Annotated in this window: 10 protein-coding genes and 1 pseudogene; 8 read left to right on the forward strand and 3 right to left on the reverse strand. The window is 63.2% G+C overall.

The features are described 5' to 3' along the window. Window positions 1–9 precede the first annotated feature (9 nt). On the reverse strand, window positions 10–162 hold the full coding sequence (locus PY254_RS03840) for a DUF3309 family protein (RefSeq protein ID WP_345781833.1): 153 nt from the start codon (window positions 160–162) through the stop codon (window positions 10–12). A 203-nt stretch (window positions 163–365) separates the two neighbouring features. Between PY254_RS03840 and PY254_RS03845 the strand changes: the two are divergent. Then, window positions 366–902: pseudogene (locus PY254_RS03845) on the forward strand (type 1 glutamine amidotransferase domain-containing protein); the annotation flags it as partial. Between the two features lie 97 nt (window positions 903–999). Continuing rightward, window positions 1,000–2,058 carry a glycerophosphodiester phosphodiesterase gene (locus tag PY254_RS03850; RefSeq protein ID WP_281014155.1) on the forward strand — a complete coding sequence of 353 codons (1,059 nt, stop codon included), beginning with the start codon at window positions 1,000–1,002 and terminating at the stop codon, window positions 2,056–2,058. 7 nt (window positions 2,059–2,065) lie between these two features. Here the strand turns inward: PY254_RS03850 and PY254_RS03855 are convergent, their stop codons facing one another. Continuing rightward, window positions 2,066–2,632 (reverse strand): hypothetical protein, encoded by a 567-nt coding sequence (locus tag PY254_RS03855; protein ID WP_281014156.1) that lies wholly within the window; start codon window positions 2,630–2,632, stop codon window positions 2,066–2,068. A gap of 90 nt (window positions 2,633–2,722) precedes the next feature. Then, a complete protein-coding gene (gene queF / locus PY254_RS03860; RefSeq protein ID WP_281014157.1) occupies window positions 2,723–3,547 on the reverse strand; it encodes an NADPH-dependent 7-cyano-7-deazaguanine reductase QueF in 825 nt (274 codons plus the stop codon). 528 nt (window positions 3,548–4,075) lie between these two features. Here queF and galE point away from each other — a divergent pair. The 6 genes from galE (at window position 4,076) to PY254_RS03890 (ending at window position 14,324) form a co-directional block, all read left to right on the forward strand. Next, entirely contained in the window at window positions 4,076–5,089 is a 1,014-nt protein-coding gene (gene galE, locus PY254_RS03865; RefSeq protein WP_281014158.1) for a UDP-glucose 4-epimerase GalE, read from the forward strand. A 227-nt stretch (window positions 5,090–5,316) separates the two neighbouring features. After that, window positions 5,317–8,274: a bifunctional glycoside hydrolase/polysaccharide deacetylase family protein gene (locus PY254_RS03870; protein WP_281014159.1), complete on the forward strand. Its 2,958-nt coding sequence runs from the start codon at window positions 5,317–5,319 to the stop codon at window positions 8,272–8,274. Window positions 8,275–8,537: 263 nt separating this feature from the next. After that, window positions 8,538–9,479 (forward strand): tetratricopeptide repeat protein, encoded by a 942-nt coding sequence (locus tag PY254_RS03875; protein WP_281014160.1) that lies wholly within the window; start codon window positions 8,538–8,540, stop codon window positions 9,477–9,479. Next, window positions 9,469–12,330, forward strand: coding sequence for a tetratricopeptide repeat protein (locus PY254_RS03880; protein WP_281014161.1), 2,862 nt, complete (start codon window positions 9,469–9,471; stop codon window positions 12,328–12,330). Before PY254_RS03875 ends, PY254_RS03880 begins: the two co-directional genes overlap by 11 nt. 43 nt (window positions 12,331–12,373) lie before the next feature. After that, window positions 12,374–12,925: a hypothetical protein gene (locus tag PY254_RS03885; RefSeq protein WP_281014162.1), complete on the forward strand. Its 552-nt coding sequence runs from the start codon at window positions 12,374–12,376 to the stop codon at window positions 12,923–12,925. Window positions 12,926–13,034: 109 nt separating this feature from the next. Further along, window positions 13,035–14,324, forward strand: a complete 1,290-nt coding sequence (locus PY254_RS03890) for a PelD GGDEF domain-containing protein (protein WP_281014163.1) — start codon at window positions 13,035–13,037, stop codon at window positions 14,322–14,324. The last annotated feature ends 1 nt before the right edge of the window (window position 14,325 follow it).

Genomic DNA, 14,325 nt, shown 5'->3' on the forward strand with positions numbered 1-14,325 from the left:
CGGTGCGGGTCAGATCTTTCCAAGCAACAACAGCACCAACACGATCACCACGATCAGACCGAGGCCTCCCACCGGGCGGTAGCCCCATGAACGGCTGTAACCCCAGGTGGGCAGCGCGCCGATCAACAGCAGTACAAGAATGATGACAACCAGTAGTGACAGGGACATGAGTGATCCTTGGTTCGCCCACCCCGGATGGGTACGACGACAACCGCGCTGAAGCGGTGCATGCCGACGATCGCAGGACGCAAGTGGATGAACCGTCAAGCGCCAGGGCCGTTTCGATCACGCGACAGTCACGGAAAGCCGCGTGCAGTAGACCCTTGGCGGGGCACCCCTGTCTTTCAAGTAGCCGGAGAACACCCATGCCGTCGTCGAAACTCAATGGGCGCACCGTCGCCATCCTCGCCACGGATGGTTTCGAGCAGTCTGAGTTGGGCGAATCCAGGTTCTTGCTGGAAGCGGCCGGTGCGCAAGCGATGGTGGTGGCGCCCGGTGGCGTCAAGAGCATCACGGGCTGGCGCAAGAAGGACTGGGGCCGGTCGGTGGCAGTTGATCGTGATTTGAAAAACGCCCGAGTCGAGGATTTCGATGCACTGCTGTTGCCTGGCGGCGTGATGAACCTCGACAAGCTGCGCATGAACAGCGACGCGGTGAACCTGGTCAAGGCCTTCGATAATGCCGGCAAGCCAGTAGCAGCGATCTGCCACGGGCCGTGGCTGTTGATCAATGCCGAACTGGTGCGCGATCGCAATGTCACCTCGTGGCCATCCCTGCGCAAGGATCTGGAAAACGCCGGTGCGCGCTGGCAGGACAGCGAAGTGGTGCGCCACGGTCAGTTGATCACCAGTCGCAGGCCGGAAGACATTCCCGCATTCACGGCGGCGCTGATCGACGCGTTGGGGCGACCATCTAGCCCGTCGCACGGCGCGACGAATCGCGCCGTGACAGTTGGCGTCGATTGGTTCTACGCTGCCGACGTCGCCCAGCGGAATCGTCATGGCCAGAAGCGCACCCACTGCCGAGAAGCCGCTTGCGTCCACCGTGCAGGTAATTGCCCACCGTGGCGCCAGCGCACTGCGACCTGAGCACACGTTGGCGGCGTACGCGAAGGCCATTGCCGACGGTGCGGATTTCATCGAGCCGGATCTGGTGATGACCGCCGACGGCATCCTGCTTTCGCGCCATGAAAACGAAATCGGCGGCACCACCGATGTGGCCGAGCATGCCGAGTTCGCTGACAGACGCACCCGCAAAATCATTGACGGACACGCGCAAACCGGCTGGTTCACCGAAGACTTCACGCTGGCCGAACTGGACACGCTGCGCGCGCGCGAACGCTTGCCGCAGCTGCGCAGTACCCAATATGACGGACAGTTTCCGCTGGCCACGCTGGAGCAGATCATCGCGCTGGTGGCGGCCGAAGCGAAGACGCGAGGCCGCCAGATCGGCATCATTCCCGAAATCAAGCACGGCACTTATTTCCGTGGCATTGGCCTGCCGATGGAGGATGACTTGCTCACCTTGCTGGATGCCCACGAGTACACGCGAGCGGCGCCGGTGGAGATCCAGTCCTTCGAAACAGACAACCTGCAGTATCTACGTCAGCGTCTGATCGCGAAGAATTGCCACAACATCCGCCTGCTGCAATTGCTGGATGAGCCCGCTGAGCAGCCGTACGACGTGAGGGCGATGGGCGGGACGCTGACCTACGAAGCCATGATGACGGTGACGGGCCTGCGCGATATCGCCCTCTACGCCGATGCCATTGGTCCGAACATTCGCGCCATTATCCCGCTGACGGCGGAGCAGGAGCTTGGCGAACCGAGCTGGCTGGTGCATGACGCGCACCGGGCTGGGCTGGAAGTTCACCCTTACACGTTTCGCCCGGAAAACCAGTTCCTGCCGCTGAACCTGCGGCACGACAGCGACCCGCGCGAGATCAATCCGGCCGGTTCGATTGCCGAGATCCGCCGCTATCTGGCCACCGGCATCGATGCGTTCTTCACCGATGATCCGGCGATCGGGCGCAAGGCGCTGGACGAGCTGGAGCGATGAGCGCGGCTCAGCGCTTGTCGATCGTGAACTGCTGCCGGGTCACCGGTGCACCGTCGAGCGAGATCTCGACCTGATACTTGCCGACCGGCCACAAATCCGGGTTCTGCACCATGAACGTGGTGACCGCAGGACCCTCGGTGGCGATCGACTGACTGATGTTGCTCACCAGTTGTCCCGAGCCTTCCAGATAACTCCACGTCGCGTTGAGCGTCGCGCCGCCGGTCACACCAACGGTGGCAACGCTGGCATAAATCGTCTTGTCGGTGACGGCGAAGCTGTCGCTGACGTGGGTGATCTTGTGCCCGACATCCACGGCACTACCCAAGGTGAGGCTGGCCACACTGAACGGCGTCGGCAGCACCGACGCAGGCGCTGCGGTGGTGGCAGCGCGTGCCGGAGGGAGGGTGCTTGCGCTGGCTACCAGCGGCACGTTCGACGCAGCGGGCGCCGATATCCTGGACACGGACGCCTGTTTCGGTGCTGGAGCGGGTGCGTTCTTGCCGCATGCCGCCAGCAGCAGCGCGGCGACCAGGGCGACGCTGCAAGGAGCGCTACAACGCAGCAAAGCAGTCATGCGGGATTTCATCGGAACTCCAGCGCGCAGTATCGGGTAGCCAGGCATGGCCAGTTCGCTGAGCGTAGTGCAGTCGGTCTGAAGCGTCGGTTACTGCCGCACGGTGCGAAGATTGGCCGGTGTTGAGGGTGTGCTGCTGCGGAACGGATTGATATCCAGCCCGCCGCGCCGGGTATAGCGCGCATACACGCTGAGCTGCTGCGGCGCGCAGCGCTGGGTCAGGTCAACAAAGATACGCTCCACGCATTGCTCGTGGAATTCGTTATGGGTGCGGAACGAGATCAGGTAGCGCAGCAGCCCCGCGTGATCGATCGGCGCGCCTTGGTAAGCAATCTGCACACTGCCCCAGTCGGGCTGGCCGGTCACCGGGCAGTTCGAGCGCAGCAGGTGCGAGACCAGGGTTTCCGACACCGCCGTGGCGCTGCTGTCGGCCTGCAGAAAATCGGCATCCGGCGGGCCGTAACTATCGATCTCTATTTCCTGCTGATCCAGCAGATAGCCGTCCAGACTCACCACTGGCAGGCTGCTGCCGTCGGCGGCGTGCAGCTGAACGCTGACCACCGCTCCGGCCGCAGCGGACAGATCGTGCAGCAAGGTATCCGTCAGCGCAGCCGCATCGCTGATGCGTTCCTGCGCAAAGCCGTTCAAGTACAACTTGAACGACTTTGATTCGATGATGTTCGGCGAGGCGGCCGGCACATGAAACTCGGCCAGCGCCACCTGCGGCTTGCCGCGCAGGTCCAGCCAGGACAATTCGTAGGCGTTCCAGATATCCACGCCATGGAACGGCAGTACTTCGGCCACGCCAATCTCGCTACGCTTCTCGGCACGCGGGATCGGAAACAGCAGGCGGGGATCGTAACAGTCGGCGTAGACGGTGTCCTTGCCGAGCGGGGAGTGTTCGGGAGTGCTCATACGCTGATTCTAGTGCAGCGTTGCGTGCGAGTTGAATGCTGGGCGGATGACTTTTCACGTTACAGGCGAGGATCTGGCGAATACAAACCTGTTTTTGCTGGGCATGGTGTTGCTGCCAGGATGGCCGTACTTCTGCCATTGGTGACGTGTTTGGGCACCGGCGAATCTTGTCGGCGCTTGTTCTACCGGCAGTACGCTGTGCGCAAGTTGGCGACGGCATCGGCGCGCGGTGGGTTCGCTTCAACTCGCTGAATCGGTCGCCGCGCAGCAGTTGGGGCGTTTGCACTCGACGAGTCGTAGGCGCGGCCATGAGCTGTCTGATGGCGGTGCTGGACCGATCCGGCGCGTCCGTCAATCAACCGTGCGTGTCTTGCTGGTTCTGTCGGGGACCTATCGACGCCGGCCATAACGCCTGTCGTCGCGGGGGTACCGTGCTGGCTACTGGTACGAATGTTGCTTGTCTCACCCTGCAAGCCGTAAGTCTTGTGCGAACTCTGCGCATGAATGACGGGCTCTAGGAGTTCCCTGATGAAGATTCTGGTAACTGGTGGCGCTGGCTATATTGGTTCACACGTGGTGCGTCAGCTGGATGAGGCGGGCCACGCAGTAGTGGTCTACGACAACCTGTCCACTGGTTTTCGTCAGGCTGTGCTTGGTGGCGCTCAGCTGATCGTGGCGAATTTGAGCGATGGCGCTCGACTGGATGCCGTGTTCGCCGTGCATCAGTTCGACGCCGTGATGCATTTCGCCGCCAGTACCGTGGTGCCCGAATCGGTCGCCGATCCGCTCAAATACTACGCCAACAATACCCGCAACACGTTGACCTTGCTGGAGCGGATCAGTCGCTTTCAGGTGCCGCATGTGGTGTTCTCCTCAACCGCCGCGGTCTACGGCGTGTCGGGCGGAGATTCAGTGATTGGCGAGGATGTCGTGCTGGCGCCGATCAATGCCTATGGCGCTTCGAAGATGATGAGCGAGCGCATGCTGACGGACCTGGCGGAGACTGGTGGACCGAGCTATATCGTGCTGCGTTATTTCAACGTGGCCGGCGCCGATCTGCTCGGACGTATCGGTCAGTCCACGGCCAATGCCACCCACCTGATCAAGGTCGCTTGCCAGGCAGCGCTTGGGCAACGTGACTGCTTGCAGGTCTTCGGCACCGACTATCCGACTGCCGACGGAACTTGCGTGCGCGACTATATTCACGTCGAGGATCTGGCTCGTGCGCATCTCGATGCGCTGGATTACCTTGCCAACGGTGGTGCGTCCGACGTGCTCAACTGCGGTTATGGCTCTGGCTACAGTGTGCGCGAAGTCATCGAGGCGGTACGTCGGATCAGTGGAGTCGACTTTTCGGTGGAAGAATCGCCGCGTCGTCCAGGTGATCCGCCCGCCGTTATCGCCGATAATGCGCGCATCCAGCGTGTACTGCATTGGCAACCTCGTTTCAATGATCTTGATCGTATCGTCACCGATGCATGGGGCTGGGAATCACGCCATGTCCAGAACGCGTCGAAAGAAGTGGGTGTCACGTCTGCCTGAGGCGACGATGATGCCGCGTCCGTGGGCTGTGAGTTCACAACTTCGTGTGGCGATACCTGCTGCACTCCCGTCGTGTTGGCTAATTAAAGAAGTCATCGCCGGCGCCGACCTAGGCTTTACTGACCTGATCGGTCGTGGCGGGATCGCGAGATCAGACATCATCGAGATGGAACGGGCAGTCGTTCGGGATGATCAGGCGTGATTCGGATCGGTCCGGGTGACAATTCATGAGTGTTTCGTATCAGGATGTGGTGATCAGCTTAATGACAAGCGCGTTTCGTAAACCGACCCGCTCATCCGCGCAACAAGCGCACTGGCTGTTTCTGGTCGGCGTGGTCATGGCGTGTCTGATTCCGATAGCGGCGAGTGCGTCGGTTTCCGATGCGCCGACGCGTGAGCCGACTGTCGCCCTGTATTACGGTCCCAACCCGCCAATCAGTGCCTTGCAAGGTTTCGACTGGATTGTGGTTGACGGTAACGCGCAACTTCCCGAGGAAGTGTCAGGTGTGGGTCCGGGACAACACGGCGCAGACTATTTCGCTTATCTCTCCGTCGGTGAGGTGGCCGAGTCGGCCGTCGACGCGCCGCCACCGGACTGTGTGCTGGGCCAGAACAAGGCGTGGAAGGCGCGCATCGTTGACCTCCGTCAGGACAATTGCCGGGATTGGGTCTGGCAGCAGCGGATCGCGCCGCTGATCGATCGCGGTTTCCGGCATTTCTTTCTGGACACGCTGGACAGCTACCAGCTCGCCCTGAGCGCGCCAGATGACCAGCGCGCTTACCGCGCGGGAATGGTGGCCTTGGTGAGCCGGCTCCGTGCGCGTTTGCCGCAGGCCCAGTTCATCCTCAATCGCGGCTTTGAACTGCTCGATGACCTGCATGACCAAGGCGTGGTCGGCGTGGCGGCGGAGTCGCTGTACCGCGGCTGGGATCAGGCAAAACAGCTCTACGTCAGTGTGAAGCCCGCTGATACCGAGTGGCTGAAACAGCAACTGGATGCGGTGAAGTCGCGCGGACTGGTACCCATCGCGATCGACTATGTGCCCGATGGCAGCGTCGCCGAAGCCCGCTCAACCGCCGAGCGGATCATGGCGGACGGCTTCGTGCCGTATGTCAGCAATGCCCAACTCAATAGGGTTGGCGTGGGCCGAATCCAGCCCGACCCGCGGGAAATCCTGATGCTTTACGACGGCGACGATTCGCCGATGAGTACCAACGTCAATTGGTATGGGGCGATGGTGCTCAACCATCTCGGTTACGCCACGCGTACGCTGAACGTGGATGCGGAAGCGCTGCCGCAGCTGTCGATGCGTGGCCGCGTGGCCGGCATAGTGACCTGGTTTTCCGGGAGCGAACTCAAGCAGAGTGAAGCGATTCATCGCTGGCTGCGTCGACAAGTGGCCGCGGGTGTGCCGATCGCGATGCTGGGCGAGTTCGGCTTTGCGGTCGATGCTGCGCACCTCGCGCCGTTCGGCATCGAGCCGGGACCGGCGCCCTCGGCGGATCTGGAAAAAATCAGCATCGTCAGCCACGATCCTGGCCTGACGGGGTTCGAGTCCCCGCCTCGGCCATCGCCGGATGACTTCCAGTCACTGCGTCTGCTGCAGGGGCGAAGCGCGCTGACGCTGCAGCGCGGCGAACAACAGGAAGTCGCGGTTGCGATCATGCCGTGGGGCGGCTACGCGCTGGCACCGCACGTGATTTCGTATTTGCCACAGGGCGGGCTTGAGCAGGCGCGCTCGCGCTCGCGCTGGGTTCTCAATCCGTTTGCTTTCTTCCGGCAGGCATTGAAGTTGGGCGACCTGCCAGCCTTCGACACCACCACGGCGAGCGGCAACCGCCTGCTGTTCGCGCAATTCGACGGCGACGGCTTCGCTTCCGGATCGTACGTCGAAAAGTATCTGGGCCAGCCGGCGGCCAAGGTGATCGTCGACGAGATTCTCACGCGCTACCCAATTCCCACCGCCGCCTCGGTGATCGCTGCGGAATTCGTCGATCATGGCCTGTATGACGCGCAGAAATTGGCCATTTATCGGCCGATTGCGCGTGCCATGTTCGCGCTGCCATGGGTGGAGATCGGTTCTCACACCTACTCCCATCCATTCGACTGGACAGCACTGGAACGCGATCCGAGCCTGTCGGCCGGACTGCACATCGAGTCCCGCGATGGTGGCAAAAACACCGGTGAATACCAGGCCACCGCAAAGCTGCAGTACGGCTACAACCTGCCGGTGCCCGGTTATCGATTCAGCCTGCAGCAGGAAGTGCAGGGTTCGGTGCAGATCATCAACGAACTGCTGGCGCCAGCCGGCAAACATGTGCGCCTTTACCAGTGGTCCGGTGATACTGATCCCGGCGCCAATGTTTTGGCCAAGGTCTACGAGGCGGGGCTGCTCAACATCAATGGCAACAACAGCACGATCACCGATCAGTATTCCTCGCTGACCAGCGTGGTGCCGCTGGGCGTATGGAAGGGGGCACATTTTCAGGTCTTCGCGCCGGATGCCAACGAGGATCAGTTCACCAATGGCTGGACTGCGCCCTATTGCGGCTATCGAAAGGTTCTGCAGACTTTCCGGCTGACCGAATCGCCGCGCCGGCTGGCACCGATCAACGTTTACTATCACCTCTACTCCGGTGCCCGTCCCTGCGCACTCGATGCATTGCATGAGGTTTACGACTGGGCCACCGCGCAAGCCACCACACCGGTGTTTCCCTCGGACTACGCGCGTATCGCGCTGGGCTTCGAATACGCGGGCGTCGCGCGCGATGGCGATGCGTTCGTGCTGGGTGGCTATGGTTCCGACGAGACCGTGCGCATCGCACAGACTCAAGGCTATCCGGATCTTGCACACTCGGACAATATTGCCGGCTTCAACGATGCCAATGACGCGCGCTACATCAGTCTGGGGCCACGCCGTGCGCGCCTGGTACTTACCAGCACCAAGCCCGACGAACCCTACCTGGTGAGTGCCAACGCCGTGGTCACGGACCTGCAACGCCGGCCTGGCTCGCTCGGAATCACCTTGCATGGTGAGGTGTCGCTGAAACTGGTGCTGGCCAACACCCGGGGCTGTCAGGTGCGTTTTGACGACCAACCGGTACAGCTGACGGGGCGCGCCGGGCAACAGCTATACAGCTCGGTGGCGCATGCGGGCCGACTCGATATCGCGTGTCGCCGGTGATGGCGACGCGTACTCCAATCGCTTTTGCCGGGCCGCCGCGGGCATCGCGTTATCGTCGGCGAGCTTCACCGCAAATTTCCCTTCAGTTCCTCGGGGCGCGGCAGGTCGTTGCGCTATGTATCGCGATGGTGGTGCTGGGAGTGCTGCTGTTTCCGAGGGCGTACATTGACCGTCAGTTGCACTCCACCGCGCCCCCAGACGCCACCACGATTGCTTATCTGCAATTGTTGCTGAGGGCTCAGCCCAAGGAGCCGACAACCCGAATGCAACTGGTGCGCCAACGGTTGCGGGCGGGGCAGCTGCGGCTAGCGGAGTCGGATCTGGTGCCGTTGATCAAGCGGCCTGGACCGCCGCCGGAACAGGTCGGCATGATGTGGCTGACTCTGCGCCGCGCCCAGTTCCTTGCCACCCCCGCCGACTCCCCGCAACGCATCCTGGCGCGAGCGCAATACGGTCAGGCTCTGAGCAGTTTCGGCAGTCAACTGTCACCCGCGGAGCAACTCGGCGAAATCGAGCAGGCGATCAAGGCGGGTCTGTACGACGTGGCCGCAGGCTTGGCTAGCCACCTGCTGACCGTCACCGCGCCAGCAGTGCAGGCAGATCCGGCTGGTCGCAAACCGGCAGCTGTCGGCCGCGCCCGCGTTGGTGCGTCGAGCGGGCACATGCGCCGCGAAGTTGAGCCGGGATTGCTGCAGATGGTCGGCTTGGTCTGGTCATCCCGGTTTGAACGGACTGCCGACGCGCCGCAGCGGGCATCGGCCGATCGTGCGTTATTGCACCAACAGGCGTTCACAGCCCTGCTGCAAAGCCATCTGGCCGCCGGTCATCCAGCAGCTGCGCTGGCCGCGGCCGAGGCTGCGCTGCCGACGTTGGATGAAACTCAGATCGATTGGGCGCAACTGGTCCAGGTCGCGATCTGGGCGAATCAGCCGGCTGTGGCGGCCAGATTTGCCGACCACTGGCTGGCCAGTGCCGGCGACGACAGTACGCGTTGGGCCGCTTTTCATGCCCTGACTGGCGCTTACCTGGCGACCGGTAATCCGGCGCAAGCATTGGCAGCGGCGACACACCAGCTTAAGCAGATGCCTCAGACAACCGAGTTATGGCGTCTGATGACGCAGTTGGCGATGCAGGCGGGGGATGGCGAGCAGGCGGCCCGCTATGCACGCCGGCTGGTGGGTTTGGAGGTAGTCAGTGGGCACTGATCACGCTGCCAAGGCCGCGCAGCGATCCGCTCTTTTCGTTGGTGTTCGCAGGCTGTTGCTGGTGGGTCTGGGACTATGGGTACTGCCGGCCACTGCCAGCGTCCGCAGCGCGCCGGAACGCCCGCCTGCTGGCGAACAACCACTCTTCAATCAGGCCGACTATGACCTCGCCTGGCAGGCGTTTCTTGGCGCCGGCAAGCTGACTGATGCGATCGTACTGGCACAAAAAGCGTTGCTGATCGAGCCTGATAGCGTGCTCTGGCATCGGCGCTTGGCCAGCGCCGCCGAACAGGATGGACAGGCCGCGCTGGCCGCCGTCAACTATGCCTGGCTGGCTACTCAGGGACACCAAGACGACCTGCTTGCACATGCGATCGACCTAGCCAGCGCTACCCAGCAGGGCGACTTGGCGATCCAGCTGATGCAGGCGCGTGCTCTGGGTGAGCCATTCAACCTGACGCACTGGGATCAACTGATCGCCAGCATGCTCAATATCGGTCGATTCGATCAGGCGCTGGCCGACCTGAGCCAGGCCGATGGCCGCCAGCCAAGGCGTTACTTCCTGCAGCAGCAGGCCGACATTCTAGCCGTGGCCGGCAGGACCGGCCCACTCCAGGCGGTGTTGCGCCAGCTCGTCACGCGCTACGGCGCCGATCCACAGACCAATCTGCAGCTGGCCTCGTCCGAATACCTGCAAGGTCATTTGCAGCAAGCACTTGCCACCCTTCGCCAAGCGCAGGATCGGGCTACTCCGGCGGACACTGTCTATTGGCAGACGCTGGGCTCCCTGGCGTGGATGCTGCAGGACTTCCCCGTCGCCGGCGCGGCCAGTCGCGTCCTGATGCGTGCGGGAATGGCCGCGACCGTCGACTACATGCGTTTATATCGCATCCACGCCGTCACCGAGCCGGCAGTCGCCTATGCCTACGCGCTCTCCGGCTGGCGCCAGACCCGGGCTGATCCGTTATTTTTTGCCGCTGCTGCGGCAGCCACCCGACTGGACCAGCCGGCTTTGCTGCAGGCGTTGTTTGATAGCGTCCGCCCGGTGGATCGCCTTGCGCTGGAGGCGCAATCGTCCTTCTGGGTGCAGTGGGCACAATTGGCCCGGTCGCACGGCAATGACCGGCTCGCGCGCGCGCGCTATCTGCAGGCGCTGAAGCGCGATCCGGTCGATACGGCGGTGTTTGCCGGCTTCATCTGGCTGCTGATCGACACCCAAGATCAGCAAATGCTCCGCTCTGCCGTCACGCGCGCCGGCCCGGCGACCGCGGCCGACCCGGATCTGCGCGACGCCCTGACGGCGGCGCTGGCCGTGCTGGACCAACCCACGCATGCGCTGGCCTCGATTCGCCCCGACCTGGCGTCTCATGGCAAGGATCCGGACCGGATCATGCAATATGCCGATCTGCTTGATCAGGACGATCAGAACGAACTGGCCCAGGCAATGCGGCGTTCGGCGCTGGCGCCGCTGCGGCGGCTGCAGGCCGCGCGCGCACTCACTCGGCAACAGCAATTGCAGCGATTGGCCCTGCTCACCCGGTTGGCCCCGGGCGATCCGGCTGCGCGGGGAATTGCCGAGTTGTTGCGCCACCCGATCGACCGGGCAGCACGTGAACTGGTGCTGGCATGGACTCTTGAGTTGAACAACGCGGAGGCCACCGCGCTGTGGCTGGCCCACCAATTTGCCAGCACGCCGGCCCCCTTGTGGGCGCGGCTGAGCCAGAGCTTGGGTACCGATGACGACAGCACCACCCGGCAGTTGCTGCTGACCGAAGCGGATCGCATGCCGCGGCGGGACCGAGTGACCGCCGCGGAAAAATTGGGCTGGACCGGAGCCGCCCTGAGTTTTGGCTACCACGGTTTGCAAGATCAGTCGGATGATCGCCGCCTTGCCATGCAATGGCAGGATCTGGCCCTGACACGTTCGGACATGCTCGGGACCTCGCTGGGCGGACTGCACGGCGGCGGGGTGCGCACCTTAGAAAGTGGTGTGAACTGGCGTCACTGGCTGACCCCGCGATGGTCGCTGGAAGGCGAGCTGCACCGCGTGCGCCAGCTCGGTGACGGCACGCAGCAGCTCGATCAGATTCCCGCCCACGGGCAATCCGCATCGGCGATGTTGGTCGCACACTTTCCGCGTGGTGAGGCCGGCATATTGCTCGGTGGTGGTCGCAATCTGGGCAGTTACACCCGCTGGGGGGCCTTCTCGCGCTACCGGCTGACGCGCAACCTTCAGCTTGGTGCTTACGCCGATGTCGGTGCGCGTACCGACGACACCGTGCCGCTTGCGATGGTCGGCCTGACCGACCGGCTCAAGAGCACCGCCGAATACCAGTGGACGGCGCGGGACAGCGTCTCCGCTACCGCTACGCTGGCGCGTCTGCGTGCCCAGGGCGGCGGCCGGCTGGGCGGACGGCAAAGTCTGGATCTCGAGTACAGGCACAAACTGTGGCTGGCGCCGCCGGATTTCACCCTGATCGCCAGCGCGACTCGTGCCGAGTATCAGCGCGCCTCCAGCGTGCCCGCAGCGGTGCGGCGATTGCTGCCGGCAGCTCAGGTTGGCGGCCCCAACGTGTTGGTGCCACTGAGTTATTCCCAGCTGTGTGCGGGGGTGGCGTTCAACGAAAACTATCGCGATGACTGGAGCGGTCACTGGCGCCCGTTCGGCAGCGTCAGCGCTTGTCAGAATTCGGTCAGCGGCGTCGGTGTCGCGCTCAACGCGGGATTTGGAGCGCCGTTGTCCGGGCCGGATCATCTCAGCATCCAGTTCGGCTACTCAACCAATACGGGAGCCACTGGCGGTCGCAATCTGAACATGCTGCTCAACTACCGTTACTATTTCACACCATGAACAATCGTCGCACTGCGGCGTGGTCTTGCCCAAGGGAAATTCGATGAAACACATCAGCGCACTGTTCCGACTCGCGCCGCCGGTGATCGTCAGCCTGCTGCTGAGCTTGCTGACGGCCTGCGCCGGCGCCAGCTTTCATGCCGGCCCTGCTCCGACGATCGAGCGTTCGGCCAACTGGGTAGTGGCACCGCTGCTCAACAACACCGCAACGCCGTACGCCGGCCAGCGCGCGGCGCAACTGGTCAGCGCCTTGCTGGCCCAGCGTGGCGTCGGCGCGGTGCAGGTGGCAACGGCACCGGCGGATGCTGGTGGTTTGCCGATCGACAACGGTGCCGGTGCGGAGGAGGCCGCGAAGGCCTTTGCTCTGCAGCAGCACGCGCGCTATCTGGTACGCGGCAGCGTCGACGAGTGGACTTACAAGATCGGTCTGGACGGCCAGCCAGCGGTCAGCTTCACCGTCAGCGTGGTCGATCTGGAATCCGACAAGGTCATCTGGACCGGCGCCGCCTCGGCCAGTGGCGGCAGCCGCCAGGGTGTCGCGGTACTGGCGCAGGAAACGCTCGATCGCCTGACCGCACGCCTGATGGGCAAGTGATGCTGACACGTCATTCCGCTGCGAGTCAGTCCAGCGGTGGCGGTATACCGCTCACCGTACCCAGCCCGCCATCAGGTCGGGTCATCCCGAACGTTCGCTGAGGTCGGTAATGGACCCGCAGCGCTCGGTCATCCTCAAGAAGTCGATCGAATCGGTGGCTTTGCCGCTGCTGATGTTGGCCTTGCTGTACCTGTGGGGCGACGTGCGCTTCAACTATCCCTGGTGGTGGCTGGCGCCGTTGGCGATCGCGCTGCGCTACGGCCTGGCCTATGGCATCGGCGCCGGCCTGGTCGTCGTGTTCGGCAACTTCGCCGAAATCTGGTTGCTTGGACTGACCCGCGAACAGCCCGGTGGCGAGATCATTGGCGGCTTGATAGCCACCTATCTGGCCGGCCTGTACACCACCCATGCGCAAAGCCGTCTGGTCGAAGCCAATTCGAGTCTGGAATACCTTGAGCAACGACTGGAGTCGCTGACGCGCGTGTTCTACGTGACGCGCCTTTCGCACAGCCGGCTGGAAGAGAATCTGTTGACCAAATCGTACGACCTGCGCAGCGCGCTGGACGCGATTGCGCGCGAGCTGGCGACGTTCGGGCCGATCAAGGAGCGGCTGCCCCAGGCACCGCTGCAACATGTGCTGCAATTGCTGGCGTACTACGGCCGGCTGGGGACCTGCGGCGTGTATCAGGTGATAGACAATCGGGTCAGCCCTGAGCCGTTGGCCTTCCACGGCCTGCGCTTCAGCCTGGAGCTCGCCGACCCGCTGATCACTTGCGTGGTCGAAAACCAGCGCCTTGCCTACTATTCGGTCGATCAGATCCTTGCCGGCGAAACATCGGCCTACCGCGTGGTGCTGCCGATGACAGCGGCCGACGACACCATGCTCGCCGTGGTGGTAGTGCAAGACCTGCCGCTGCTGGCAGTGGAGGAAGAGAATCTGCTGACGCTGGCGGCGATGACTGCCTTCATGGCCGACGCGATGCGTGCTGGCCAACTCAGCCACGCCGTGCGACAGGTGGTACCAACCTGTCCGGTCGAGTTTGCGCTGGAGTGGTTCCGCCTAGGACATTTGCGCCACGTGGCGGGCGTGCACTCGTCGTGGGTGCTTTTGCTGCCCGGCGCGCAAGCAGCGGCCGACGTGGTCGACACCGTGCTCGCTACCCGGCGCGGTCTGGACCAGTACTGGCGCTCGCCACTGGCCTCGGCGCAATCGGGGTTGTTGATTTTGCTGGCGCTCTCTGGTGAAGGCCCGACCCAAGGCTTTCTGCAACGGATCAACACGATGTGTCGGGAGCAACTGGGCGGCGACCTGCAGCAGTTGGGCTGGGTCGTCCAGCTCGGCCAGGTCGAGCGCGGCAGCGGGGCCGAATTGTTGCAGTTGATCGAGCCGGAGGGCTGAG

Source organism: Rhodanobacter sp. AS-Z3 (assembly GCF_029224025.1).
Lineage (GTDB): Bacteria > Pseudomonadota > Gammaproteobacteria > Xanthomonadales > Rhodanobacteraceae > Rhodanobacter.

Excerpts from the sequence above, each read along its gene's own strand:
- galE (WP_281014158.1), top strand. The coding sequence starts at position 4,076 with ATGAAGATTCTGGTAACTGGTGGCGCTGGCTATATTGGTTCACACGTG.
- PY254_RS03850 (WP_281014155.1), top strand. The coding sequence starts at position 1,000 with ATGGCCAGAAGCGCACCCACTGCCGAGAAGCCGCTTGCGTCCACCGTG.
- PY254_RS03875 (WP_281014160.1), top strand. The coding sequence starts at position 8,538 with ATGCAACTGGTGCGCCAACGGTTGCGGGCGGGGCAGCTGCGGCTAGCG.
- queF (WP_281014157.1), bottom strand. The coding sequence starts at position 3,547 with ATGAGCACTCCCGAACACTCCCCGCTCGGCAAGGACACCGTCTACGCC.
- PY254_RS03855 (WP_281014156.1), bottom strand. The coding sequence starts at position 2,632 with ATGACTGCTTTGCTGCGTTGTAGCGCTCCTTGCAGCGTCGCCCTGGTC.
- PY254_RS03870 (WP_281014159.1), top strand. The coding sequence starts at position 5,317 with ATGAGTGTTTCGTATCAGGATGTGGTGATCAGCTTAATGACAAGCGCG.
- PY254_RS03885 (WP_281014162.1), top strand. The coding sequence starts at position 12,374 with ATGAAACACATCAGCGCACTGTTCCGACTCGCGCCGCCGGTGATCGTC.
- PY254_RS03890 (WP_281014163.1), top strand. The coding sequence starts at position 13,035 with ATGGACCCGCAGCGCTCGGTCATCCTCAAGAAGTCGATCGAATCGGTG.